At 66.2% G+C, this 26,519-nt stretch carries 19 protein-coding genes; 4 read left to right on the top strand and 15 right to left on the bottom strand.

Annotated elements, in window-relative coordinates:
* The first annotated feature begins 151 nt into the window (after window positions 1-151).
* Entirely contained in the window at window positions 152-646 is a 495-nt protein-coding gene (locus tag ACZ5K7_RS05200) for a hypothetical protein (protein WP_468910611.1), read from the top strand.
* 417 nt (window positions 647-1,063) lie between these two features.
* Window positions 1,064-3,823 carry a DUF8189 domain-containing protein gene (locus ACZ5K7_RS05195; RefSeq protein WP_468910608.1) on the top strand — a complete coding sequence of 920 codons (2,760 nt, stop codon included), beginning with the start codon at window positions 1,064-1,066 and terminating at the stop codon, window positions 3,821-3,823.
* Between the two features lie 131 nt (window positions 3,824-3,954).
* On the opposite strand, the gene ACZ5K7_RS05190 is transcribed toward ACZ5K7_RS05195, so the two are convergent.
* From ACZ5K7_RS05190 to ACZ5K7_RS05170, 5 genes are all read right to left on the bottom strand, one after another.
* Entirely contained in the window at window positions 3,955-4,467 is a 513-nt protein-coding gene (locus tag ACZ5K7_RS05190) for a nucleoside deaminase (protein ID WP_468910605.1), read from the bottom strand.
* 39 nt (window positions 4,468-4,506) lie between these two features.
* Window positions 4,507-5,052 (bottom strand): hypothetical protein, encoded by a 546-nt coding sequence (locus ACZ5K7_RS05185; protein ID WP_468910602.1) that lies wholly within the window; start codon window positions 5,050-5,052, stop codon window positions 4,507-4,509.
* Window positions 5,049-6,761, bottom strand: a complete 1,713-nt coding sequence (locus ACZ5K7_RS05180) for a hypothetical protein (RefSeq protein WP_468910599.1) — start codon at window positions 6,759-6,761, stop codon at window positions 5,049-5,051. Before ACZ5K7_RS05180 ends, ACZ5K7_RS05185 begins: the two co-directional genes overlap by 4 nt.
* 108 nt (window positions 6,762-6,869) lie before the next feature.
* Entirely contained in the window at window positions 6,870-7,067 is a 198-nt protein-coding gene (locus ACZ5K7_RS05175; protein WP_468910596.1) for a DUF397 domain-containing protein, read from the bottom strand.
* The gene (locus ACZ5K7_RS05170; protein ID WP_468910593.1) at window positions 7,068-7,913 is read right to left on the bottom strand and encodes a helix-turn-helix domain-containing protein; all 846 of its coding nucleotides are present in this window, start codon (window positions 7,911-7,913) and stop codon (window positions 7,068-7,070) included.
* Window positions 7,914-8,117: 204 nt separating this feature from the next.
* Here ACZ5K7_RS05170 and ACZ5K7_RS05165 point away from each other — a divergent pair, with 204 nt between their 5' ends.
* Window positions 8,118-8,750: an ATP-binding protein gene (locus tag ACZ5K7_RS05165; protein ID WP_468910590.1), complete on the top strand. Its 633-nt coding sequence runs from the start codon at window positions 8,118-8,120 to the stop codon at window positions 8,748-8,750.
* A gap of 10 nt (window positions 8,751-8,760) precedes the next feature.
* On the opposite strand, the gene ACZ5K7_RS05160 is transcribed toward ACZ5K7_RS05165, so the two are convergent.
* On the bottom strand, window positions 8,761-9,480 hold the full coding sequence (locus tag ACZ5K7_RS05160) for an HNH endonuclease (RefSeq protein ID WP_468910587.1): 720 nt from the start codon (window positions 9,478-9,480) through the stop codon (window positions 8,761-8,763).
* A 174-nt stretch (window positions 9,481-9,654) separates the two neighbouring features.
* Here ACZ5K7_RS05160 and ACZ5K7_RS05155 point away from each other — a divergent pair, with 174 nt between their 5' ends.
* Window positions 9,655-10,785 carry a DNA cytosine methyltransferase gene (locus tag ACZ5K7_RS05155; protein ID WP_468910584.1) on the top strand — a complete coding sequence of 377 codons (1,131 nt, stop codon included), beginning with the start codon at window positions 9,655-9,657 and terminating at the stop codon, window positions 10,783-10,785.
* Between the two features lie 57 nt (window positions 10,786-10,842).
* On the opposite strand, the gene drmB is transcribed toward ACZ5K7_RS05155, so the two are convergent.
* The 9 genes from drmB to ACZ5K7_RS05110 all read right to left on the bottom strand — a co-directional run bounded on the left by drmB (window position 10,843) and on the right by ACZ5K7_RS05110 (window position 26,455).
* Window positions 10,843-12,771, bottom strand: coding sequence for a DrmB family protein (gene drmB / locus ACZ5K7_RS05150; RefSeq protein ID WP_468910581.1), 1,929 nt, complete (start codon window positions 12,769-12,771; stop codon window positions 10,843-10,845).
* Window positions 12,768-16,226: a helicase-related protein gene (locus tag ACZ5K7_RS05145; protein WP_468910578.1), complete on the bottom strand. Its 3,459-nt coding sequence runs from the start codon at window positions 16,224-16,226 to the stop codon at window positions 12,768-12,770. The genes drmB and ACZ5K7_RS05145 overlap by 4 nt, the downstream gene beginning before the upstream one ends.
* A gap of 2 nt (window positions 16,227-16,228) precedes the next feature.
* Complete coding sequence (locus tag ACZ5K7_RS05140; RefSeq protein WP_468910575.1) at window positions 16,229-17,953, bottom strand: nuclease-related domain-containing DEAD/DEAH box helicase; 1,725 nt, start codon at window positions 17,951-17,953, stop codon at window positions 16,229-16,231.
* On the bottom strand, window positions 17,950-19,548 hold the full coding sequence (locus ACZ5K7_RS05135; protein WP_468910571.1) for a hypothetical protein: 1,599 nt from the start codon (window positions 19,546-19,548) through the stop codon (window positions 17,950-17,952). The genes ACZ5K7_RS05140 and ACZ5K7_RS05135 overlap by 4 nt, the downstream gene beginning before the upstream one ends.
* A complete protein-coding gene (locus ACZ5K7_RS05130; protein WP_468910568.1) occupies window positions 19,521-20,396 on the bottom strand; it encodes a hypothetical protein in 876 nt (291 codons plus the stop codon). The genes ACZ5K7_RS05135 and ACZ5K7_RS05130 overlap by 28 nt, the downstream gene beginning before the upstream one ends.
* 752 nt (window positions 20,397-21,148) lie before the next feature.
* Window positions 21,149-21,667, bottom strand: a complete 519-nt coding sequence (locus ACZ5K7_RS05125; protein WP_468910565.1) for a very short patch repair endonuclease — start codon at window positions 21,665-21,667, stop codon at window positions 21,149-21,151.
* A gap of 10 nt (window positions 21,668-21,677) precedes the next feature.
* A complete protein-coding gene (locus ACZ5K7_RS05120; RefSeq protein ID WP_468910562.1) occupies window positions 21,678-22,436 on the bottom strand; it encodes an NgoMIV family type II restriction endonuclease in 759 nt (252 codons plus the stop codon).
* A 2-nt stretch (window positions 22,437-22,438) separates the two neighbouring features.
* Entirely contained in the window at window positions 22,439-23,419 is a 981-nt protein-coding gene (locus ACZ5K7_RS05115; RefSeq protein WP_468910559.1) for a NaeI family type II restriction endonuclease, read from the bottom strand.
* 48 nt (window positions 23,420-23,467) lie between these two features.
* Window positions 23,468-26,455 (bottom strand): Z1 domain-containing protein, encoded by a 2,988-nt coding sequence (locus ACZ5K7_RS05110; RefSeq protein ID WP_468910556.1) that lies wholly within the window; start codon window positions 26,453-26,455, stop codon window positions 23,468-23,470.
* Between the last annotated feature and the right edge of the window lie 64 nt (window positions 26,456-26,519).

Here is a 26,519-nt window from a genome sequence, read left to right as displayed (position 1 = left end):
TGGGCGAACGCGCGTCAACCTCGGTTCAGAAAGAGGAACTTGAGCATGCGGCGGAGCTCGTGTCGCTTGCCTTCTCGTGCTCCCTGCGCGTCAATGTGGCCGATGTCTGACACGACGTCAGGCGCGAGGATCTCCGCAAGAGGAGTGAGCCATGAGACGCACGAAGGGGAAGTTACGCGCCGCGGTGATCACTGCCGCCTCCGCCGCGCTGCTGGCCGGCACGGTGGCACTGGCCCCCGGGGCGGGTGCCGTGACACCCATGTGGGCCACGGCCCAGTACGACTGCGGAACCCTGGGGTGGACCACCGCCGATTTCACGGCCACCCAGAACGGCACCGACGCGACGATCACAGTCGAGTTGCCCGGGACAACCGCCCCCGTCACGATCCCGGCGTACACCATGACCACCACCCTGGTGCTCTACGACACCATCACCGGTGAGCCGACCACCTTCACCGGAACCCTCTCCAACCCGACCCTCTTCGCAGGCGACCCGCTCGACTCCGGCCCGCTCGAGGGCACGGTCGAACTCGGGCAGAGCCTGGACACCGTCGGCGGCGTCTACGGCCTGCGTTTCGTGATGCTCGGCATCACGTTCTCCTGCCGGGCGGCCACGCCGTTGTCCCCGGGCCCCTTCGTGTTCTGAGACACCGAGCGGCGGCATCTGCTGAGCGCACTGACGAAGATCGACCGGGCGGCGAACGGCCTCTTGGGCGCGTCCGGCTCCTGAGAAGGCGACTGGACCAGCACTCGGCCGGCCAGGCCGTCCGGGGCCACCGCAGTCGGCCTCGCAGGGGATGACCGGAACCCGCCCGAGACCGTGCGGGTCGAAAGCGCATCGGCCGGAGCTCGCATGGCTGCGCGGGCAGGGTGACTCGAACAGAGGTACTGTCGATTTATGTGCCGATGCGCACATTGTGTGGTGCCCGGCATCGGCATACGGCGCCCGTGACCACTCCGGGACCCGACCCGACTCCTGTTCACGCCTTCCGAACTCGCCCTGATGTCGTCACGGCGAGTTCGTCCTGCCCAGGGCGGCTTCCGCTCATCGTTCGGAGGAACCATGGCACATCACGGCAACCGATCCGACGCCGGTAACGGCCGTTACAAGCCCTCGGCCCAGGCGTCCGGCATGCCCGTCCCCTCGACGTCCGGCACAGCCGCCGGGCGGCCCGGTGACATGCCGGTCCCCGGCGGCAAGACGGCCGCCGCACGCCCCGAGGCCGGGGGCATGCAGGCGCCCGGCATGAATCCGACGCCCGCCTCCGGAAGGCCGGACGGGATGCCGACACCGGGCATGCCCGCACCCTCGGGGGCGGCGATGCCGACGCCGGCCACCGCCATGACCGGCCGGAAGGAGCCGGTCGAACGGGCGCGGCCGGACGGCACACCCTCGGCGGGCGGCCCGTCCGCGACGCCGGACGACGGCTCTGCCCCGCTCCCACGCTTCGGCGGCCCCGAGGGCATATCCCCCCACGGGCCGTCCTACGAACCCGGTGTCGTGGAGGTCGAGTTCCGCGAAGGCGTCACCCCCGCACTCGCAGAGCGCGGCGAGGGCGCGCCCGCCGAGGTGCGCAGCCTCACCGAAGGGCCGACGCTCACCGGGTTCAACAGAATCCTCGAGGCCAACAACCTCGTCGGCGCGGAGCCGACGTTCCAGATCACGCCGGAGGAAGCCACCGCGGTCCAGGCGAACGCGGCCGCGCAGGGCCACGAGATCCCGCATCTGGCACGGTTCCTCACCCTGCACTTCGCCGACGACGCCGACACCGTTTCGATCGCACAGCGCCTGGACGCGCTGCCCGAGGTCCAGCGGGCCATGGCCGTCCCCACCGCGCTGCCCCCGACGGTCACCGCCGCGGGGCCGCTCGCCCCGGCGGGTCCGCTGACCGAGCCGCTGGTGGGGACGAGCGGCACCGTGGTCGTGGACACGGCCACGGGACTCGAGAACCAGTGGTACATCTTCCGCTGCGGGGTCGACCAGGCATGGCGCCGCTCCACCGGCCGCAACGTGGTGATCGCCGACGTCGACTGGGGCTGCCGCACCTCGCACCAGGATCTCGCGCCCAACATCGCCCGCACATTCAACTCCTTCGACGGCACCACCGACGTGACCCACGGCGGCTCCGTCAGCCACGGCACCGCGGTCCTGGGGCTGAGCGGTGCCTCGACCAACAGCGTCGGCATGGCGGGTATCGCGTACGACTCCTCGCTGTGGCCGGTCCAGGCGGACTCCGGCACGGGCCCGGGCGTCGGCGGCAACTCCTGGGCGCGCGGCATCGACTGGGTGCGCACCACCGACAGCGGCGGCCGGCGCAAGGTCGTGATCCTCGAGGTCCAGACGGGCGACTTCGGCAACTACGAGCAGGTGCCGTCGGTCAACGCGGCCATCAGGACGGCGATCGCAGAGGGCGTGGTCGTGTGCGTGGCGGCGGGCAACGGCGACAGGGACGCCTCACTGGCCGACGACGGCTCGCCGATCCCGGAGACGGGCTCGATCCTCGTCGGCGCCACCGCGTACGACGCCTCGGTCAACCGGCGCGCCTGGTTCAGCAACTACGGCTCCCGCATCGTCGTCTGCGCCCCCGGTGACAGCTCGCACGACCTGACGTGCGACAGCGGCTCCGACACCGCGTACCGCAACGGCTTCGGCGGTACGTCGGGGGCGACGCCGAAGGTCGCCGGTGCGGCGGCGCTGATGCTGGCCGCGAATCCCGGTCTCACCCACGCCGACGCGCGCCGCATCCTCCGGGCGACGGGAACGCCGGTTTCCGCGGACCCGGACCCGGCCAAGCAGGTCGGCACCTTCCTCAACGTGGGCGCGGCCGTACGGGAGGCCTCGCAAAGCGCGGTCGGCCGCATGGAGATCCTCGCCCGCGGCGGAGACCAGGCGGTGTGGCACAAGTGGCAGACCGCCCTCAACAACGGCTGGTCGGAATGGGCGTCCCTGGGCGGCTGGGTCGACATGATCACCCACGGCCGGAACGCCGACGGCCGCATGGAGATCTTCGCCCGGGGTGCCGACCAGGCGGTGTGGCACATGTGGCAGACGGCTCCGAACAACGGCTGGTCGGGCTGGGAGTCCCTGGGCGGCTGGATCGACAAGCTGTCCGTCGCCCAGAACAACGACGGCCGCATGGAGATCTTCGCCCGAGGCGCGGACCAGGCGGTGTGGCACAAGTGGCAGACCGCCCCCAGCAACGGCTGGTCCGGCTGGGAGTCCCTCGGCGGCTGGGTCGACCTGATCAGCGTCGACCACAACGCAGACGGACGCCTCGAGATGTTCGCGCGCGGTTCGGACCAGGCCGTATGGCACAAGTGGCAGATGGCACCCGGCGGCGGCTGGTCGGGCTGGGAATCCCTCGGGGGCTGGATCGACAAGCTCACCACAGCCCGCAACGCCGACGGCCGCATGGAGATCTTTGCACGCGGTGCCGACGGTGCCGTGTGGCACATGTGGCAGACGGCACCCAGTAACGGTTGGTCCGGTTGGGAGTCCCTGGGCGGCTGGATCGACATGATCCAGGTTGTGCCGAACGCGGACGGCCGACTGGAGATCTTCGCGCGAGGCTCCGACCAGGCCCTGTGGCACATGTGGCAGACGGCTCCGAACAACGGCTGGTCGGGCTGGGAATCCCTGGGCGGCTGGATCGACGACCTGTCCGTCAGCCAGAACAACGACGGCAGGCTTGAGGTCTTCGCCCGGGGCGCGGACCAGGCGGTGTGGCACATGTGGCAGACGGCGCCCAGCAACGGCTGGTCCGGCTGGGAGTCCCTCGGCGGCTGGATCGACCGCCTCGACGTGGGGCAGAACGCGCTCTGACCGACCCCGCATGGAGAGTGTCCCCCGCGGTGATTTGCCGCGGGGGACTTGCCGTTCCCGCGAGGCCGACCTCTCCGGAAGCAGCTGCAAAGCCCGGGCAACTCATCAACAAGTCTCGTCGGTCCGCAGGTTCAGAGTTTGGGCTCCACCGGGAACGCCAACTTGTCGGCCCAACTGGCCAGCGCCCCCGCCGCGATCTCCCGGGACTCGCCTCCGACGGGGGTTTCCGCGAGAAGGGTGCGCTCCGCGTTGGGGACGGCGAGTTCGCGGTAGTACTGGAGGTCCTCGAATCCGTTGACCCCGACATCATGGCTGGTGGCGGCGTAGACGAGGCGTGAGACGCGGGCCCAGTAGCAGGCCACCAGGCACATGGGGCAGGGCTCGCTGCTGGAGTACATCACGGCGTCCTCCATGAGGTGGCGGCCGAGTTTGCCGCCGGCGGCACGGAGGGCCATGACCTCGGCGTGTGCCGTCGGGTCCCGCAGTTCGACGACCGAGCTGGTGCCGGTGGCCACGACCTCCCCGTCGATGACGACCAGGGCGCCGAACGGAGTCTTGCCCTCGTCCTCCAGGGCATGGCGGGACAGCTCGATGGCCTGGGCGAGAAAGACGTGGTCCTCGGGGGTCTCGGGGGAGAAGGGCACCTGGTCTCCAAGTTTCTGGTGGGCCGCGCGCGGCCACGCTCACATGTAGATGGAGGGATCGGCGTCGCCGAAGGGGCCGTCCAGGTCCATGTCATAGCCGGTGAGGGGCGTGGTTGCGCCGACCATATGGATGATGTCCAGCGCCAGCCCGGCCCGCTGGTGGTCGGTCCAGTCGCCGTTGTCCAGCACTTCGACCATATCCGGGATAGGGGCGGACGACTGGTCACCGTCGAGGATGAGACGGTGGATCCTGGGCGCCGGCCGGTCGGACGCACAGAGCAGGAGACTGGTGGCCGACAGCCGGTGGTGCCATTCCTCGAACGCCCGGTCGACAGAGGCGGGACGGGCAGCGGTACCGGAAACGACAGGCAGGTTGTGCAGGATCACGCGGTCGACGGTGAGGGCGGCCCCGCGCTGCAACTGAGCGTTCATGACGGCCTGATCGATCTCGTTGCGGAGGCCGACGAGGCCCGGCTGGAGCCACAGCAGACCGCACTGCACGAGGACGGTCGCCGTCACGTCGCTCGACCGGAGCGCGGCGATGCGCTCGCGCCAGATGGCCATGTCTATGACCGGTTCCGTCATGCCCCCTCCCGGGTGTGCGCCCCGACCAGGGTCAGGACCTTGAGACCGACGACGATTGCCTCGATTGGCTCGTTCTCCTCGGCCGCACCAGGAAGGACGCGGGCAGCCAGACCGGCGGTGGCCTTCAGCCCGGCGGAGGGAAGCATGGCGAGGAAGCCACGCAGTTCTGTGTCTTCCTCGCCGGGCGCGAGCGGAGCCAGCCGGCACGCGACGGCGAGGATCACCGCGGCGGGTCGCTGATGCGGCTCCACGTGCGGGGCGGGAACGCGGTACGTGCGACTGACCCTGCCGTGGTGTACCCGGTCGCTCACCGATCCTGCCGGGGCCGTCCGGGAGAGGAGCCCGAGCAGGGCCGTACGTGCGTGCTCGGCCGTGGCGAAGTAGCGGTGAGTGGCGAACGTCCGCAGGTAGGCGCCCAGCAGTTGATGGTCAGGGGTGAACTCGGGACGTACCAGCTCGGGCGGGTGAGCGACGCGGCAGTCCCGCAGGGTGGCCAGCGCGGTCACCGAGGCCAGCGCCCAGAAATGGTCGTACTCCGCGACGCCGCCGAACGCGGCACGAGTGGCGTCCGCCGCCGGGGTGGTCACGGCGTCGTCGCCACCGAACAGCGACTGACGTAACTGGGTGAGGATGGACGCGCCGTCCCAGTAGTTCCCCATGAACTTCGTGCCGGTGAGGATCTCGTACACGCCGTACATGGCGCTGGCCTGGTGCGCACCGTGGAACTCGGCGAAGTCGGAGCTCCACAGCAGGACTTGGAGCGGCTCGCTGAGAAGGGTGCCGAGTTCTTCGTGGTCAGTGGCGGACTTGGGGTCCGGGTCCACACAGCGCAGGATCTTCAGCCGGGCGTCGGTGCTCAGAGCGACCAGCTCACGGGCGGACCGATTCGACGCGACGCCTCGTACGGACATCAGCAGCGCGGCGTCGGCCAGCCATGCAAGGTAGCGGCTGAGGGCGCCGAGTGGCGGGGCGGGCTCGGGCAGGGTCCGGCACAGCCGTACGACGGAATCGACCAGGGCGTGAGCACAAGACGTCGCCTGGATCGGATCGGCCCCGCTGACCAGGGCGGCGCGGGCGAGCCGGTGCAGGACGTCGACATGGAGGGCGATCGCGTTCTCGGCCGCCTCCACCGCCACCTCGGCCTCGACCAGTTGGTCCACGAGGTTCCGGACAGCGGTCGGATCGTTGCTGGTCACGGCCTGACTGATGGCGCCGAGGTAGGCGTTGACGACCGGGCCGTTCTCGAAGTTGTGGGCCGCCGAACCCATGTCCGGCCGGCCGAGCGCCTCGGCGAGGGTGCGGCACAGCAGCCGGTTACGACCGCCGACGCTGGCCAGACCGAAGAGCCGGATGAACGAGAAGATCCCGAAGATGTTGGCCAGCAGGAACAGCAACGCGCCGTAGGTGGCGCTGATCCTGTTGTCACCCAGCAGGCCGCAGGCGGTGAAGAGGGCGGCGGCCCAGCCGATGAGCACCCACTCCCGGAAGGCGATGTGGCTGTCTATCGCCCGCAGGGACGGCCAGGAACTGGCTGCCGAGAACGTGAGCGCGAAGATCACGGCCTCGCCTGTCAGCAACGTGGCGAAGAAGGCGATGCTGAACTGGGTCGCGGCCACCACGTCATCGGCGCTGCGCGGATAGCCGACGGCGAGAACCGCGAGTACGACAGCACACACGCACAGCACGATCTGCCGACGCCTCTGCACCACAGCCCCGCTCATTCCCCCGCGTCTCAGCCGACGCGTCCAACTGTCGCAGGGAGTCGGGGTGTTGCCAACAGCGCGTCAACGGCCGCCGACTAGGGGACAGGTGATCGCTCACTCCGCCACGTCGGCCACGAATCTGCCCCACGTCTGGACGGAGATCCTCAAGCGAGGTCCATCAGGCCGCTTGGAGTCGCGTATGAGCACATCTACTCGGCCGAGGGCAGCCTCAAGGCACTCGGTCGTATTGCCTCCGCTGTACGACGACTTGAACCATCTGGGTTCATCGGCCGCTCTGGTGTTGACAGGCATTCACAGCTCCTGGCGGATGCGTTGGATCACGGATGAGGAAGCTTCCATGTCCAACGCTTGGGCGCGAAGGTACTCAAACGCAAGTCTGTAGCGGTCTAGTTCCTCATCCTTCTCCAGGAAGAGCGAGCCCGTGTGGAAGTCGACGTACACCACGTCAAGGGCCGGCTCGGTCCCGCCGATGATGACGAAGCTGCCCAAGGCGGCGGCGTGGGCGCCCTGGGAGAAGGGCAGCACCTGGAGGGTGATGTGGGGCGACTCGTTCGCTTCCAGAAGCCGGTCGAGTTGTTCCTTCATGATCTGCGGTGATCCGACGACCCGGCGGATCACGGACTCGTCGAGGATCGCCCAGAGCCGTAGTGGCCTGGCCCGGCTGAGGATGTCCTGCCGCTTTAGGCGGATGTCGACCAGCCGCTCGATTTCCCCCGGTTCCAGGGGTACTTCGTTCGCTTTCTGCAACGCCGTGCTGTAGGCGCGGGTCTGCAGAAGGCCAGGGACGTAGACACAGGAGAAGTGGTTTTCGCTCACCGCTTCGTCCTCAAGCGTGAGCAGTAGATTCATGCTCTCGGGGATGGAGTCGGCGAAGGAACTCCACCAGCCCTGCTGCTTGGCATTCTTCGCCAGTCCCACAACGGCGCGGCGCTCAGCCTCGGTTGCTCCGTACTCGCGGCACAGGGCGTCGATGACGATCCACTTGACCGGCCCTGCCTGGGTCTCGTACCGGCTGACGGTGGCCTTGGAGACGCCTACGAGCCCTCCCGCCTCCTCAAGTGTCAGGCCCTTACGGGCACGCAACTTGCGCATCATCGCGCCCAGTTGGCGGCGGCGGGTGGTGGTCCGCTCGGACATACGACTCCTTCGTCCGCGCCCGGTGATCGCCCTCAGGCTAGGCAGCGGGGAACCGCCCGGCCAGCAGGTTCACTCGATGGATTCTCATGAGAAGTTACACAGAGAGATTTCTCTATGTCATCCTCGCTTACGGATCGCTACGCGCTGCAGTCGTGCGGATACGGCAGGCGCAGCATGCGCGTGGCCTGGAAGGGAGGAGCCGACATGTCTGGTTGCGAGGTCCCTGAGCCTCAACTCCGCTGTGTCCTGCCCTTTGAAGCGGTGCCGACGGAGGTGCGCTTGCTTCGGAAGGCTGCGGTACGGCAACTGAGCCGATGGGGTCTGCCTGCGGCTACCGGCGAGGCCGGGCTGCTGGTGGCGGAGTTGGCGACGAACGTTCTTAAGCACGTCGGCGAGGGCACGTCGGCGACTTTGGTCCTTGAATGGAGAGGCGAACGGCTGCGGGTGGAGGTCCACGACAAGAGTCGTACGATCCCGGTCCTCAAGTCGGCGAAGTGCGAAGAGGAGTGCGGCCGGGGCCTGCACCTCCTTGCGACGTTCTCGGAGGACTGGGGAACCGTCCTGACCGCCGTCGGCAAGACGGTGTGGTGCGAGATCCGGCTCGGTGCGGGGAGTAACTGCCGTCGTATTGAGCGAGTGGTCGAGACGCTGGAGGGCTATCAGGCCGGTCGTGCCGACCGTGGAGGGAGGGTGCGAGAAACCGGCTTGGAGGAGTCGGCGATCGCACTGATCGCCGACCTGCTCCACTGGTCCGCAGCCTGCGGTCACGACCCGGACGATGTTCTCGACCGGGCTCAGATGCACTATGAGGCGGATGCGGATGCGGATGCGGCTTAGCGGGCGCTGCCTAGTCGGACTTCCGCAACTGCTCCCGGAGGGCGTCAGGTGTGCGCCAGGATTCTCCACGGAAGCTCCTGTGGCACATGCGGTGGCAGTTCGCGCACAAGAGGGCAAGATCCGCCACCCGGGTCTCCGTCACCCCCGATATGTGGAGAGGCAGCCTGTGGTGGACCTCGATGTAGCCGTCTCCCAGCTCGCCGTAGGCGGCGGTGAAGTCGAACGAGCACACCTCGCACCGCAGAGGGGTGCCCTCTTCCAGGGCCGCCTGGATCTTCCGGTCACGCAGGGGCTTGTTCCGTTCACGGTAAAGCGCCCAACGGCTGAGGAGCTGCCCCTCACGTGCCAAGGCCGTCTCGCCTTCCTGGGCGGGGATGCGGACGATCTCGGCGGATGTCACGCCCGCGTACAGAGCCCGGGCGGCGGAGAGCATCTCGTCGGTGCGCTCTGTGAAGTCGGCCACCACCTCGCGGGTCAGCTGGCCGCCCTTCGTGGCGATCCCGTGATATCCGACACGGGCTGTCACGATGTCGCCAGTCTTGTGGCTGACGCTGCCGGGAGAGCGGAACTTTGGATCTGCCGCCGCACCATCGTGCAACGGAAGCTTCCTGAGGATCTTGGACAGGTCCTGCACCCGCTTGTCGGCTGGCCGCAGCTCACGCCAGCCGTTTTCGACGACGAGGGCGCAGGCCAGCAGCAGCTCGTCACGCGCCCAGTTGATTTTCGCCACAGCGGTATCGTACGGGCATTCGAAATTGCCATGCTGTTGGTGACCAAGGTGGGGCAGGGGATGCCGCACACTAGTGTGTGCTGCCGTGTCGAGTCGCAATGTCAGTGGGTCATGTCACCCTCTGTGATGGCTGCCGTATGAGGCGTCAGTGGAATTCGTGCAAGAGGAGGGGCCATGACCGGGACTGACCGGGGCTACACGTCGATCGAGATCTGTGCCGGCGCTGGCGGACAGGCGATCGGACTGCACTTGGCCGGTTTCAGACACCTTGCCCTGGTCGAGATCGACCAGTACGCGGCGGCGACCCTGCGTGAAAACATCGAGGTGCACCCGAAGTGGGACTGGGAGCGCGACAACTGCGATGTTCTCTGCAAAGACGTGCTTGAGTTTGATCCCGAGCGTGACCTGGAGAAGAGTGCCGGTCTGTATCGGCGGGGTGAGGTTGACCTACTCGCCGGCGGCGTCCCGTGCCCGCCTTTCTCCCACGCTGGCAAGCAGCTCGGTGAGGACGACGAACGTGATCTCTTCCCGCGCATCCTGGAGCTGGCCGAGCTCATCCGCCCCCGGGCCGTGATGATCGAGAACGTCCGTGGCCTCATGGACGCCAAGTTCGACGACTACAGGTCACGAATCCAGGCCAGCCTTGAGGAGATGGAGCCTGACGGCGACGGACTGCCCGGCTATGAGGTTGTGGGGTGGGAGGTATACGAGGCGGAGAAGTTCGGCGTTCCGCAGCTTCGGCCTCGCTCCATCCTCGTCGCCTTCCGGAAGGACGTACTCAAGGATCTGAAGTACGAAGCTCCAGCGCCCAGTGCCAAGAGGGTCACCGTCTTCGATGCGCTTAAGAAAACGATGGAGGAGCGCATCAAGCCGTTTGAGGGCGGGCCTCGGGCCGCCCAGGCACAGCAGGTGTTCGACGACTGGAAGAAGGAAGCTCGTAAGGACGTGGCTCCCACGCTTGTCGGCGGCTCGAAGAAACACGGAGGCGCCGACCTCGGCCCTAGCCGGGCTAAGAAGGCATGGCGAGCGCTAGGGGTCTCGGGCATGGGCGTGGCCAACGCTCCAGTAAACGGTGAGCCGACCGGCACTGAGGACCGGGATCTGTTCCGTGCCGGAGGCCCAATGCTCACGGTTCGACAGGCCGCGATCATTCAGGGGTTTCCGACCGAGTGGGACTTCACGGGTGGCAAGACGGCCCAGTACCGGCAGGTCGGGAACGCGTTTCCGCCGCCCGTTGCGCAGGCCATCGGCGAATCGATCATCGAGGTGCTCAAGGCCGACCGGGCACGGGACGCCAGCCGTTGACGGAGAGAGGCTGACGGGCAGGACCATGCCGACGTGGTCCTGCCCGTCAGTTGTCTGTCATGGAAGCCCGAGGCGGCTGAAGAATCCCAGTTCGGGTTCATCCAGAGTTCCTGCGACCAGCCCGCGGTCCAGGAAGCGATTGAACTCCTCGCATGCCGTCTCGGGCAGCAAGGCACAGCTGTGGCACGCTGCGAGATTACAAGAATCCGGCCCTTGGCCGAGGCTCTCGATACAAACCGGGTCAGAGGAGCACCAGCGAGCGTTGGTGATGGCGTTCCGCAGGACCTCTTCGAAGCGTTCGGGCTGTCCCATTCGCACGAGCCCGCCGAGGGTGCCTTCTGAGTCACCAGCGGCGGTGTAGATGAGCAGCCCGTTCATCCCATCAGGCCCAGGTGAGTCGTAGAGGCGTTCCCGCAGCGACGCCGAGCTGTAGCCGCACTCGAACGTCAGCTGGTTGATCAGCAGGTGCGCGAGCGTGTGCAGCAGGACCAGCCGAGGAGTTACCTGCCGTTGAGTGAGGTGGCGGTCCTCAGCCACCGACTGGAACCGCTGGGCCATAGGAACCAGCCGCTTCTGCACCGAAAGGTCGGCCTCCCACTCCGCGAGGGCTTCCGGGGAGAGTTCCAGGTAAATACCTTCCCCGAGCACGGTGTAGGCGGGCAGCCATGACTCGCCGTCCTCAGGGGTCTGGCGGCGCAGAAGGGCTGTGCGGGTGGCGGCGTCCCGGCTGGATGACTCGGCGAAGATCCGGTTGAACCCCCAGAGGACGCGGGTCTCCCGCAGCTTCTCGACGAGGCGCACTCGTGACACCAGCTCTCCGACATCCTTCGCGCGGTCGCCCTCCGGCTCCCTGACCACGAGTTCGGCCGAGTCGATCGTGTCCCGAATGCTCGTGTACTCCTGGTGGCGGAACAACGCCGGGTCGTCGACGGGTTCGGTCGTCAGCTGGTGGGAGGCCTCCGCCGGGCCTTCCAGAATCGCGAGGGCCGACTCGATCTGCTCATCGGTGAAGTTCTCCAGACGGAAGGCGTTCTTCTTCGCGGCACGCCGCAGGCGGCTTGCAGTCAGTATGTCGCCGTCTTCCAGGACATCGCGGACGTTCGCCCGCGCCCTGGCAATGGTCTGTTCTTCGAGGGCCTCAAGCACACGGGGATCCACTTCCGCAGTGGATGCTTCAGGGATGAAGATGGAACTCTTGACCAAGGCGTAGTAGACGTTGGACGCGCCTCGGAGACTGCCGCGCAGCGGTTCTCCGCAGGATTCCTTACCCGTTTCCAGACCGAGCCAGGGCATCGCTCCACGGCAGGAGAACTCGGCCCCGTCCTCAAGGTGAGCGGTCAGGTACGTAGTCTCCTGCTCGCGCTCCCGGTTGGGGTGCTCTACTGATGTGATGCCCTTCAGATCCCGGTCCTTGTGGCAGGTCTCGCACACAACACGCTGTGAGGCGAGAGTGCCGCCGCCGGAGGTCCGAAGCTTGAGTTTCGGTGACCGGCAGCTCGGGTTGGCGGACTCGTGGACCCACTCGACCCAGGGGAAGTCCTGAAGGTGGCCGCGCTCGCACAGGGCCACGAAGGGCACCTGCGCGAGAAACGGTTTCCAGGACGCCTTCTGCCCGGAGCAGTCCGGGTTGGTGCAGCGCGGCCGTTCCGCCTTGTGTAGCGGCTGCGGTGTCAGGGCGCGGCACCGAGGGCAGAAGCTCCAGGCAGGGAAGCGCAGGACGGGGACCTGGAGCTTGGTGTTGTACTGGTCGGGGCTCGCCTTGAAGTTGTCCCGGTAGTCCGGCGGGGTATAAAGGGCGTCCACCCCTAGGTGACTCTCCAGTCGCCACTCACGGATGCGGAACTCCTCCTGGTCCAGCCTTTCCCCGGGGACGAACCAATGGTCGAGGCCGGCAGTGATGACAGAGGTGCCATCCGCGAGGACCTGCATGGCCCCAGGCCCGAAGGGGGCGACGAGTTGAGAGCGCCGAACCTTGCCGCGGATCACTGTCTGGCTCCTTCGAGTGCGTACTGCTGCGTGATCTCGGCGCGGCACTCGGCGTCGGCGCCGCGCATGGATGTAGGCGTGGGCCAAGTACTTGCCTCAACGTCGCCATCCGCGTAGTGGCCCGTGGCCCGCATAAGGCTGCCGAGCACGGCGGTTCCTCCTGGCGTTCCCCAGTCGGTCGGCTGCCAGTTGGCCCACTCTTTGCGGAGCTTGCCTAGGACAGAGACGACGCGGTCCTCCTCGCCTGGATCGCAGAACGCTACCCGGGCGCGCAGGAGCTCCTCAGCCTTGTCGAACAGGGCCGCAGGGAAGGGAAACGGCGGAAGCGACTGATCGGCTGTCTGCCGGATATACGCGACGGCGACGGCATGCAGAGCGCGGTCCAGCGCCGGCGGCGCGAAGGGGGTGGCGCTGGTGGGTTCGACCTGAGCGTAAAGCCGCTGGTGGTAGCTGCGGAAACGCTCGAAGTGGCTTCGGTCGCGTGGTTTGGCGGCACCGTAGAGAGTGACAACCAAGCCAGGGCGCTTGTCCCACTTGCGGCCGACCCGTCCTGTGACCTGGATGTACTGGGATGTGCTCTTGGGCTGGCCCACCACTGCCATCAGGGAAAGCCGGTCAATGTCGATACCGACTTCGATCAAGCTGGATGCGAGGCAGACATCAATGGCCTTGCCGTCCTTAGCTTTCTGAGCAAGCTTTTCCATTGCTTCGGGAATCTGGTCCTGACGGAGCCGGCTCGTCATCTCCTCGACGCGGTTGAGGTATCGGACCTCTGTACGGTCGGCGCTGGAACGGTTGTTGATGGTCTTGAGGTAGTCGGGGATGTCTGACTGCATCAGTGACAGGGAATTGCCAAGCTCCCGAAGGCTGTTGAAGAACGCCATCAGTGTCCACCAGGGGTCCTGCTGTTCGTCCTCTGGAGCGTCCTTCGCCGCTTGCAGAAGCGCGGCGAAGGAGCGCACCTGGGTGGTCTGCATGGAGCCGAGAGCGGGTGCGTGGACCCCGATGTACTTCCGCCCTGGGAGACGCTTCCCTTCCTTGTCACATGCGTATACCGCGAAGAACGAGTCCGCCGCGTCGATGCCGTGCGGAGGGAAGAGAAGGACCCTGTCGCGGGCGTACAAGGCACGGATCTGCTGCTCGTGACGGCGGATGGTCGCAGTCGAGGCGATGAGCTTCGGCGGAGCCGGGGCGGCTGCGCGCCGGTCGGTGCACAGTTCCTCGATGAGGCCTTCATACAAGCCGGTCATCGAGCCGAGAGGCCCTGCGATCAGGTGCAGCTCGTCCTGGATGACCAGCTCTGGAGGCGAGTAGTCACGCTGCCCAGACTCCCCGAGTCCGAACAGGGCTCGTGCGCGGGGGTTCCAGGCGAGCTGCGCGAACTTGTCTACCGTCCCAATGACAAGGGACGGGCGGCACTCGTAGACGTCGTCATCGACGACATAGACCGGCAGCGGGCGTTTGGTGGTGGAGAACCGGCACTCCGTGTCCGGACACTGGAAGAGGACCCGGCCCCGGTACTCCTCGTAACCGGCGACGGGGTTCTCCTTCTGCTTTCCGCGCCGGGTCCGGCCTCGCCCCCCGGTAGCCGAGTTGGGACTGTCAACGCTCTTCACTGGCCCCATCTGGGCGGCACACCATGGGCAGCGCAGGAGCAGAAAGGGGTTGTCTCGGCCTTCTTCCAGCGTTCTCAATGCCTTGACGGCGTCGGTGTTCTTGTTCGGCGTCGAGTCGCTGCCGACCCAAATGCCGATGGAGAACCGCTCGCTGCCCAGTAGCTCTTCCTCCCGCTGACGCAAGTCCTCGAGCGCGCAGATCAGCCCAGCCGCGCGCAGGAACTGCTGGGCCGTCAGCAGGCGCAAGGTGTAGCGCATGAGGATGGTGACACCGGCATCGCTGGGTTCACGCAACCGCCTCAGCAGCATCGCGAAAGCGGAGAGGCCGAGGTATGCCTCGGTCTTCCCTCCTCCGGTGGGGAAGAAGATCAAGTCGACGACAGAGCGGTCGGGGTGTTCTGGATCGGCGGTGGAGGGGATCGCGGCGAGCAGGAAGGCAATTTGGAAAGCACGCCATGCCCCACGTCCCTGCTGTGCGGCGGTCGTTTCGTTGGGCGGTTCGCCCTTGACGTGAATCCGCCCGTCGACGAGTTGGGTGGTGCGCAGCTCTGCGCCGGAGCGCAACTGCTGTTTATACATGGCTGCGTTGGCCAACCGGAAGGCCTGGCCGATCTTGCTGTCCGGGTCGCGGACTAGCTCCAGCCCTTCGCGCATGCGCTCCAACGCCCTGGCGCAGTCAACCATGTGCCGCTCAGCGGTCGTACGGAAATCCCCTTCCAGTTCCGCCGCTTGTGCCCTGCGCCTCTCAATCCAGCCTGCATACTCTGCCAGGACCCGTTCGAGCTGGGCCATGCCGCCCGGCTCGGTCCCGGCGAGCTGCCTCATGGAGACGGTCAGTGCCGTCCCGTCCTCGAGAACGATGTCGGGGGTGATACTGGGCGTCTCGTATTCCGGGAGCGGATCTGCCTTCGCCCACCGCGACCGTCCCGCGAGATCAGGATCGTTCCAGTCGGCGGAACAGCCATGTCCAACGGCGTACGTCTGCTCGCGCCTGTAGAGGAGGCGGAAGGAGGCGTCGTCAGGGTGCGCTCCGGCTTCGGTGCCCTCGGGGTAGGGGACGAGCCAGCTGTTCTCAGGAGTCGCTGTCATCCCAGTCTGGAAGAGGCATGTGGCATCCACCGCCTTGGTGCCCGGTGTGGACCGGTTCACGAGGGCGACGGTCGTCAAGGTGCCTGCAGCGTGACGTCGCAGGTTCACTGTCAGCCGCAGAGCAAGCCCCTCCAGCCCCGTGGATTCGTCAGCTGCGGGGGTGAGCTCGGGGTGGGTGCAGGGGGACTGCTGGAACTGCTCAGAAGTCAGCCGCCACACGGCCTTGACCGGGACACGGGTCCACCATGTGCGACGGGCGCCGCCCGGGAGGTCGATCCTGATCTGCTCGTATCGGGCGCCGGTCACCTCGATCGTTAGACCGGTCTGCGGTTCTGGGGCCAGGAGGAACGAGATGCCCATGGTTGTGGGCCGGCGTTCGTTGGCGCCGGAGAGATCGAAGTCGGCGTCGTCAGAGGTCGCCCCAAGTCGTCCCGAGGATCCTTCCCACGCCCCGGTCTGTGGCCCCTCGGTATCTTCGGCAGTCAGGCCGGGCACGATGGCCTGGTCGGCGATCTTGGAGCTTGTCGCGCCGAGGACGGGGTACAGAACGCCGACGCCATAGCGGATCAGGGGGTCGCGCTCCAGGATCTCCTCGCCGGTCGCGGCATTCGTCCAGGGCCCATAGGACTCCTCCTTCTTCTCGAAGGTGAACCTGTCCAGGGGCTTGCCGGCAGGTGCTGGACCAAGGAGTTCGGCCCGCAGGGCCTTTATGATCTTGTCTCGGCCTGCTGTCTTGTCGTTCTCGGCCATGGTCATTCTCCCAGTACCAGTCGTCGGAAATCAGAGCGCGCTGTGTCCCGGGCGATGATGGTGAGGTCGTCGCGCGCCCGCGACGAGGCGACGTAAAAGAGAGCCTCGCTTCTGGCGTCCTTTATCTCTTCGATGTCAGTGACGATCACTGCCGACGCATCCAGTCCCTTAAACGCATGGACCGTTCCGTAGGTGATGGAGCCGCTCTGCGGCTTGGCGAACGGGGTCAGCTGTCGGGACCAGCGGGGTTCGGTGCACAGCTCTGCCGCACTTCCCTTCCCGCGGACCGACAGCACGACGATCTCATCCGGGGCGAAGCCATCAGCGTGAAGCCTGGCCAGGTGCTTGACCAGATGCTGCTCCTGTTCGGCAGGCGTGGACCACCACTCGCGTACGGCCTCGCGGTCGTTCTCCGCGCGGAGGGTGCCGCTGTAGCCGGGGTCCAGGTGAGAGGTCTCCTCCACGTACTGGGAGATCGAGGGGACGTTGCGGCAGTTCGTCGTCAGGGTGAAGGAAGCGGAACCGGTACCCGTCCGGTCCTTCAGCAGGCCGATTCCTGCATGCCCGGAGTCATAGATCGCCTGGTTGGTAAAGTCGCCGAAAAACAGCCACTCGCCGCTGCCGAGCCCCCCACGGACAGACATGTCGAGAACGTCCAAATAGGCGTCCAGCATGAGGTCCTGTGCCTCGTCGACGACTAGGGCGTCAAAGAGCGGGAGCCCCTCAAGAAGGGTGCCGAGGGCACGTTCTGGGAGCACTTCAGTGAAGAAGTCGCCATCGCCCATGCGGTGCTGCTCCCGCGCTTTCGGCGCGAGCTTTCCCATATAGCTGTGGAGTGTGCCTGCAGTGATCAGGCTGTCATCGGCGGTCTCCTCCTTGAGCTCCTGGCCCAGGAGGTTGTTGTAGCAGCAGAGGAGCACACGTGAGCCGTCGGCGGCGAGCCGACGGGCGGCCTCCAAGGCGACGAAGGTCTTACCAGTCCCGGCCGCCCCCTTCACGATGCAGCGAGGGTTTTCGGCAATCATGTCGAGCAGCTGATACTGCTGGCGCGTGAACCGCTCGACCTCCTCCTGACGACGGTAGCGCCGGATCTTGGGCGGCTCGACGAACTCGAACGCCGGTCGCAGCACGTCCACGATCCGAGTGCAGGTCGCCGGAGTCGGTTCTACGTGTGATGGCGAGAACCAGGCACGGGCACTCGGGGTTTCGGCTAGGTGCTCACGATGGCTTTTCAGGACACCTCGCAGCAGCGCCGAGATGGGGTTGCGGCGGAAGGCGACCGTGTCGATCGACTGCCAGCTGTGCCACTCGGTGGGGTTGGGTACCTGGAATCGGGCGTGGGTGAAGCAGACAGCGGAGGTGATGGGGAGCGAGGGCAGTTGGGGATGAGACTTCCTGAGCTGCGCGGCGATCGCGTGCTTCGCCTCGTCAGCCTGCTTGAAGGGACCGCGGGCCTCCGGGTGCTGGCTGCCGAGTTTCCAGTGTCCGTCTGAGAGGCGAGCGACGTGCAGGTGCGACTTCACTTCCAGACAGACGATGCCGCTGCCCGGGACGATGACCACGAAGTCGGCCTCACCCTGGATCTGCCTGGGGTGCCTCGCGATACCCAGGGAGTGGAGCGCAATCCATCCTTCCGTGGCCGGATCGTCGCGCAACCGCTCGAAGACCTCGCGTTCCCCGGGGCTTGTGCTCTCAGGGTCGAAGGACGGCGGGATCATTCGTGTCATCGGGAGTCCTCCGTTGTGCGGAGACGGCAGAGAGCGTTCAGCGGGACCTGCAGGATGTCGGACAGTATGTAATCAATGCGGGCGACGAGTGTCTCGCTGTCCGACCCGGTCAGCCTGACGGTGCACCAACCAGCCGCGACGAGCCGCCCCACTCTGTCCGGGGTCAGCGCCCGCTGGAGGTTGTCCGCGTACCGCTGCCCGGCACTGCGGTGGGCGCTGTCGATCCGCCGTAGCCGTTCCCAGACGCTGTCGACATCAGCGTCGGCTGCCAGGTAGCGCAGCACGACAGCGAAGTCCTCCTTACTTCTGGGCCGGATGCACCAGTCACTGACCCAGTAGCCCACGTTGGCCGTGACAGCTCCCCGGCTGCGGAGTTCATCAGCGACGCCTCGGATGCCTCGCGGATGCTGCTCGGTCCGCTCCCACAGCCACCTCTTCCACTCGGATTGTGTGACTCGCAGCGAGGCCGCGTCCGGACCGAGGATGGCGTCTGCCCGGTCCATGAGGTCCTGGTGGTGGGGACGATTCCGCAGCGCGAGATAGTCGCCGCGGCTCACCGAAGACGCAGGGACCTGCTCTACCCGGACGTCAGGGAGGTCTTCGGCCCGCAGCGAAAGGACCCTGGCGTCGAGGTCCGTTGGCAGGAGCACATGCGAGCCGTCCGCGAGGATGGCTGCATGTGCCTCGACCTGATCGGGAACACCACCGTGGCCTCCTGCCGAGAGATACCGGGGGAACGAAGCCCGGATTTCCTCGCTGGGAGAGCACTCCTCGGCAGTGAGCAGGCCGGCTTCGTCCGCCGGTTCCACCGGCTGCCATCCCAGTCCTGGAGTTTCCGGGGCTCCGCACCGGAAGGGCTTCGACTTCTTGATGGGGCGTGTGACGTTCGTACTGGCTGCTGGCCCGAACAGAAGCGGTGCTACTTCAGGGTCCTCGCGGAAGAAGCCATAGTGCACGAGTGCGAGGTTTTCGGTCCGGGGCGCGTTCAGGAGACCCGGGTGGATCCAGGTAGGCGATCCGACGACCACAGCGGAGGCATAAATGTCGTGCCCGAGCAGGTCGGCGTGGGTTCCGATCCTCACCTCGACGCCGTTCAGCGCCATGGCCTCAGCGACCGCGTCGGTGAACCTGCGGTCGGACAGGACAACAAATCCGTCACGAGGATCCTCCAGCGTCAGGAATTCCCGCGTGCAGTCACCAAGCGGGTCTCCGCTGTCAGCGGCGAGGCCCCGAAGACTTGGCACCACAGCCCGCAACCGCTCCACGTGCCCGGGATCGGCGACCCCCTCCAATCGAGCGATTGTCGCCTTGAGTTGGCCGACAGCGGCCTCGAACTGGAGCAGTGGATGGTCGAACGGGAGCGGAACCGTGCAGACAAACCTCCGGCACCGGCGCAGTAGAGCAGCGCTGGATCGCCAGAGCTCGGAGTCCGCGGCTTCGCCGAGCCCTCGCAAGAAGCCAGTCGCCGCGAAGACGAAAGCCCGCGCGGTGGGATGCTCGACGGGCTGGTCCCAGATCTCGCACTCTGCCGCGCAGGCGTATACCTGGTCGATCTGTTCTAGCATCGTCATGGGTTCCCCGCTCTGCTCTGCCATGCAAGTACTTCAATCCCAGCGGGAACGCGGGCGAGGTACGCCGGAAGCGGTAGATACTGTGGGCTCCTGGCGCGGTAACGGTCGAGGATTTCGGCCGCCGCTTCGCCGGAAGGCGCGGTGCGCTCGACCAGCGCGACCGTGATCGGTGCCATCCCCGCGCCGAGCCACCGGCAGACCGTCGCCGCGCCGTCCAGGATCACAACCTTGGGCTTCCGCCCGGCAACGAGTTCACGGTAGTCCTCGGGGTCCTCCCGCGCTGGCAGCAGCACACTGCGGAACTGGCGCGCTCTTTCGCGGACGGTGCGGGGACGGAGCAGAGCACTGAGTGGCACCGGCTTGCTCACCATCGAGGTTGCGATGAGAGTCTCGGACTCCTCCTGTATTGCTGTGCTGTTGCCGACGATCGCGCAGTGGAGGGCGCTGAACCCGCAGAAGTCGGCGGGTGGGCCGGGGAACAGGGCATCTGCATCAACGGGAATGTCAATGTGCTCCAGGATGCGGCTCTGTCCCATGAACTCCACGGGGTTATCCGGCCAGCGGAGGACGTCGATTCGATATCTGTCTGCCGGAATCCAGCCTCCGCCGACGTTGTAAACTTCGCGATTGTTCTTGATTATCGCCTCGTTGAGGATACCCACGAATCGAGTGGTGTTCTGGGTTGAGATGAGGCGAACAACATGGCTCCTCGGTTTAAGTCTGGCCGCGCTGTTGAACTGTGAGCCCTGAGGAGAGGCGTCTAGTTGCGGCTCAAACGCGGCAAACACCGCTCCGCAACCAACGAGGACGCTGGTGAACTCGCGGGCGGGAACGGAAATCGCGACCGTGCCCCTGACGCCCTGCGTTGCCAATTCCACAGCCCAGGCACCGAGTTCAGCGAGCCAGACTGCCCAAGTGGGGAGCGGAAGGCGTCCCTCATCTGTGCACAACAGCACCCCGTTCAACTGCGTGCGGCCCCCCGGCGCTCCCACCCTAGACTCCCGTTGTGGCCGCACTTAGATCTATAACATGCGACGTATTCACAAAATCGGCACATTCGCTAAGTATGTTACATCAGCACTACCAGGGGGGATAGCCTCGTAGTGCCCCAACTGTAAGGCGGCCAGGGAGGGTAGTGTGTGAGCGGATGCCCGTATTGCCGTGTCGACTGAGGTGGGCTGGTTGGTCGGGGGACTGCCGGGGTGCTGCGACCGCGGCTGGGCGAACAATCCCTGCTTGGTCTCGACCAGGCTGCCGTGCTCGGTCAGCCGCTTGAGTTTCAGGCGGGGTGGATGATCCGGTGGCTTGGGGCCGACCGCGCGAGTGGTGCCGGATCGGGCAGTTTTAGGAGCGTCTTGCGGAGCAGTTGCCACCGTGCTGACCCTGTTGGCCATGAAGCGGAGTGGAAGAGCCGAGGATGTCGTCGGCGTCCTGCGGCGCCTTGGTGTGACGGCAAGCCCGGAGGAAGTGGCTCACGCGGTGATCGTGTCTACGACTCGCGGCCTGCGCCCCGAAGCCGAAGCCGTCCGCAGGTATGCACAGTCTGCGCGCGACATGCGTGAACTCTCCTAAATTGCCTATGAGTTCATGCGACCAGAAAACAACGTCATGGCCCAGCGTGTGCTCAAGATGTCTCTTGCCCGGTAGCGGCGCTCGGCGTACCGCCGGGTGAAGTCTGGCGCCTGGATGTCACGGTGCGGCAGATCGCCTCGCTGCATGCTTCCGCTGCCTCGTGCTCCCAGAAGCGCAAGACGAGCCAGCCGGCTTCCTGGAGGCGTTCATCCGTGTCGCGGTCCCGGGCCATGTTCCGGGCTACTTTGTCGGACCAGTAGCCGGCATTGGTCTTCGGGGGAACGTAGTGCTCAGGGCAGCCGTGCCAGTAGCACCCATCGATGAAGACAGCGACTTTCGCTGGCCGGAAGACCAGGTCGGCGGTACGGCGAAGGTCTGAAAGCGGGCGGGCCGCTACCCGGTATCGCAGCCCTTGAGCGTGTACCAGCCGGCGGATGAGACGCTCCGGAGTAGTGTCTCGGCTTCGGATCGCCTGCATGTTGCGGCGGCGTGCGGCGGACGACGCCCATGAGCCCTCGGGTGGCACCCAGGCGGTCTGTGACGGATCTGGTTCTGGGGTGGGAGTAGTCATCTGAGGTGAGTTACCAGCCGGACAGAGTTGTCGGCAGCGTTTCGTAGGGGAGGAGGCGGCCCTGTTCGATGATCTCGCTGAGATCGTCCTTCTGCTGGCGGCTGCCGACAGCGGCAACCGCGGCCTTCAGGGCACCGAAGGCGATGTGGTAGATGGCATCGGCTTCACCTGTCCCTCGTGCGATTGAGGCTATCCGGCTGGGCATAGGCTCCGCGGTCACCACCACCAGATGGGGTAGCCGACCGCGCCGGTGTCTGATCATCTGGAGAAATTCATGGCGCACATTTTGTACGCGATCTGACCTAATTGTCCACTTGCAGGATACCGCGGCATGCAGATGTGGACGGGCCGCAGCCTCTGTCGCGGGACGCGTGACGCCTACGGTGACATCGGGCTTGATGAGGTAATCGCGGCCGAGATCAACACGGAGGGTGGCGTTCTTGCGTACTGCTTCGGCCACTTTGTCCAAGTGCTCATACTGTGCGAAGTAGGCCACGGTCTTCTTGTGATCAACGTGCCACGCACGTTCCGGGGACAGATGAGGGAGCGCGGTTCGCAGATGATCGCAGACCGCGTGCTCCAGTGCGGGGCCAAGGCTGTCAGGGGTGTCAGGAAGCACGACATCGGATTCCACCCCCAGCGCCTCAAGGACATGCCGCGCAAGCAGCTTTGATGTGTTGCTGTCGGAGTCCGCGTTGTTTGGGACGAGCTTGCCGGTCTTCTCTAGTCGTTTCCACCCGAGGAGGCCAGTTGCGAACGGCGCGTGCATCGTCAGTCCTGTCGGGTGTGTGAAGGCAGGCTTGGGGCGGGCTCAACGGGGTCATCTGGCCGGGCGAGGACCCATTGCTCCCCGTCTAGGGAGACCCGTGGGGCGTCTCCGTGATGAGGCTTTGAGGCGACCACCCGGGCGCTGACGAATTCGCCGTCGTCTGGGAGCGGGAGACCGAGCTGGCCGGCGATCTCGCGGTGACTGGCGTAGTCCCCCATGATGAGGATGCCCTCCGCCCTCAGTGCCGACCGGCTGCCGCCGTTGCCGCGGACCCGCTTCATGTAGTCCTTCTGCTGGGCCACCGTGCGCACCACGTTACGGCCGATACGTCGCTTCTGGACGCGCCTGAAGAGTTCGTTCAAGCGGCCCTGCCCCGAGTTCGCTGAGAACACGGCGTCCCGGTCCGCGGCATCCATGTGGAGTAGCACGTTCTCGGGGAGACCCTCGTCATGCCAGATCCACTTGATCTTGTCCCGGTGGCCAGCCTTGATCGTGAGCTTGAGGTCACGGTTGTTGCCGGTGTTCAGCCACTCGTTGCGTATCCGGACGAGGCCGATGCTCCAGAGCGACTTGTAGTCGTCCGCCCAAGCCAGCAGGCAGAGGTGACCCACCGCCTCTGGCGGAATCATCCAGCCGCCGAACTGCTGGGAGTACTTGCAGTCCACGTCGACGCCGGCGATCTGGTAGTCCATAGCGTCGCCGTCCGCGAACCTGAACTCGCGCTGCAAATTGATCTCTACCAGAGTGCCTGCGTGGGTCTTCTCGGTCTTGAAGAGCGTTTTCCAGTCGTAGCGCCCGGTGACCTCGCCGTTGAGCAACTGGTCGATCGTGTCGCGAAGAACCGTTGCGAACCGTCGGCCCGTAGGGTCGAGCGCCCTGATGTGCTCGTAGACCTTGTCCAGTTCAGGATCCGGCCCGGACGCCGTCTGGCGTAGGGCCACCGAGGAAGCGGCTCTGATGTCGGCTTCTTCGAAAGGAAGCATGCTGTCCCCCGTTGGTGAGTCATCCGTCAGGCATGCAGCTGTGGTATCTCAGGACGCATCGACGATAACCGCATCCGGACGACTGGAGTCCCTCGCCTGGAAGCGCACGAGCTGCCGTTGCGTGTCGATAGCCGCCTTCGGCGGAATCACGGTGAACGCCATGATGACCCGGTCAGCCGCCGCGGTGCCCGTCGCGGCAACGGCCTTCACCTCATCGTCCTGAGCGGCCTCTACGACGGGATACAGGAGGACTACACCTTGAGTCGCTCCGAGTACGGAGGAACTGTCGCCAGCGGAGGCTGAATCTGGCCGGTCGATCAACTGCTGGGCGTACAAACGATGTTCCAGGCCCGAGATACGGCCGAAGGACAGCTTTCCGGACTGGCGGCTTCGGCGGAACAGTGAGAAGGGGCCTTGGCCCAGCACGGTCGCCTCGATCGGGTTGCGTTGCGTGCGCTGCGGAGCGATGACCAGCCAGTCGTCGACCTTGGCCAGGCGTCCGTCGAGCTGGGACAGGTAGGTCAGGTGCGGGGCGAGCACGTTGCCGTCCTCCCACTCCAGCGAGCTGAGGACGGAAAGGAGCTGGGCGTGCGAGATCACCGTTGTAGCTGCCTGGAAACTACGGGACAGCGGTGAAGTGTCATCTGGCAGCAGCAGGCAAGTTGTTGGAGTCCCCTGGAGTGATGCGAGAACGGGCCTCCAGCGCTCGGCGTTCCGCGCCGTCATCATGGCGTCCTGCGGGTACGCCGCCGGTTCGATCGGCGTACCCGGCGACCGTACCTCCACCAGCTCCGCGTTGAACATCTTGTTCCGGGCCGATGGCTTCACCCACGGCAGATGCTGGGCCACCAGGGGCGGGATCTGGGCGGGAGTGACCTGCGGGCGGCCGTCCACCAGGGGTGCGTAGCGGGCCAGCTCGGCGCGGAAGAGTTCCTCGTCGCGGCAGATCGCCTCGAAGGCCTCGTACAGGTCGACGATCTTGGCGTTGCGGCCCTTGCCGAGTTGTTCCTCGCGGCCGATGTACAGCCGCACGAGGTCCCGGTAGCCGGGGCGGAAGCCGAACCAGCGGCCCATCTGCATCAGGGTGTCCGCCTGCTGCGTCGTGCGGCGGTAGTACGTGATCGTCAGGCCTTCGACCGTGAAGCCACGGGACAGCTTGGTGCCGCCGACGAGGATCTTCCAGACGTTCGGCGTGCGGTCGAAGTCCAGGTCGGGCTGGGCGTAGTCGCGCTCGCTCTCGCCGTTGATGACCATGACGGGGCTGCCGCCCTGGTTGATGAGGCGGCGGGCCTGAGAAACGTACGGCTTGAGCTCCGCGTACGTCGTGGGAGTGGGCAGGGAGCCGTCCGCGTGGGTGTGGAAGTCCTTGTCGAAGAGGGACGCCAGGCGGGTGTGACCCTCCGGACCCGTGTACGCGGCGTTGTGCCACATGGTGTTGATGCGCAGGGCGAGCGCGGCGTGCTCGGCCATGCGGACCGATTCGTGCACGAGCATCGTGTGATGCCGGAACGGGGCGGAGGGAACGCCGTGGTCCCCGCGGTAGAGCTTCAGAGCGCCCGTGAGGACGAAGGCGTCCAAGGCCTCCTGGAGGCGGTCGCCCGTGGACTCCGCCTCCATGACGGGATCGCCCGTGTAGTCGCAGATGCCCCGGACATGCTTCCTCTCGGCCTCGCCCTCCTCGCCGTCGACGGAGTCCAGGTCATGGAAGTCCTGAACGCCCATGTAGCCGGCGGGGCGGGGAAGGGAGATCAGGAAGTCGCGCGGGAACAGGTCTTCCTCGTCGCCCGGGTCGATGAACACGTTGGCGAAGGGAGTCGCGGTGTAGCCCACGTACTGGGCGCGCGGCAGGAGCTTGAGGAGCTTGCTGATCTGGCCGTTGATCGCGGTGCGGGTGACCTTGCCGTCCTCCCACTTCTTGGGGTCGGTCGTGTTCACCGAGGCCTGGTCGGACTCGTCGTCGATGATCAGGGTCGGTATCTCGCCGAGGATCGGGCCTATTTTCTTGAGGTCCTTGACCAGCTTCTCCAGCACCGACTTGTTCTTCTTCACGACCATGACGCGGGCGCGGGCCGTGTGCAGGTTCGCCGGGTCGTGCAGGGGACGGGTGCGGTCCGACTTCTCGAACTCCAGGGCGCTGATGCCTCGTTCCAGCGTCATGTAGTCACGGTCGCGGGATGTCAGACGTTCGATGTCGAAAGCGCCGAGCACGGAGGGGCGGGCACCGAACGAGACGAACTTCGCGGGCCAGTCCTCGTCGTCCTGGTAGTCGATGTCGACCAGGGCGTCCGGGTCGTTCGGATCGGCGGCGCCCAGGATGTTCTCCTGGCCGATCAGCTCCATGTCGAGGCGGCGCTGGGTCTGGCCGCGCAGCAGATTCAGAGTGCCGCCAAGGACGATCACCAGACGGTAGCCGGCGTCGATGGCCTTGGCCGTGACGCCGGTGAAGTTGGCGGTCTTGCCGGACTGCACGTAGCCGACGACCAGCCCGCGCGCGCCGTAAGGATCGTCACGGGTGGGGTCGGCAAGCCGCTCCACGACCGCATGGGCGGCTTCGTCCAGGCTGGAGACCGCCGCGTCGTTCCAGCCCTTGCGACGCAGCAGCCGCTCGTACGAGGTCCAGTAGAAGGAGCGGTTCGCCGCCTGTTCTCGGGTGTACCAGGGCTGGAACTCGCGACTGATGGTGACAGGACCGGGTTCTTCGTGGACGGGGACGGCCGCGTTGAGCGCCTTGCGCAGGTCCGCGCCGAACGCGAGCTTGTCGTAGATCTCGGCGCGGCGCCCCGGGGTGCGAGGTGCGGTGGCGGACCACGTGGGGGACTGTTCGAAGTCCCATGCGGTGAGCTTGCGGCGCCAGAGGGCGAGCAGTTCGTCGCCGGGGCCTGCGGCCAGGACGTGGTCGCGGAAGTGGGACATGTCCGTGTCCGACGGTTCGTCCGTGTCGGCGAGCACGAAGGCGAGCTTGGCGAAGTGCTTGGGGCCGCGCCGGCTCATCGCGTCGAGGACCTCGCCGTGGAGGTCGGTGAGGTGGTCAGGCACGGGTGTGTTCTCGGTCGGCACGGCGGCTGGGTGGCCTCTCTGGTGTTCGGGAAGATGCGGGGGG

It is taken from the genome of Streptomyces sp. NPDC031497 (assembly GCF_055580905.1).
Note: the sequence above shows the minus strand (reverse complement) of the source record. Positions and strands in the feature narration are given on the sequence as shown.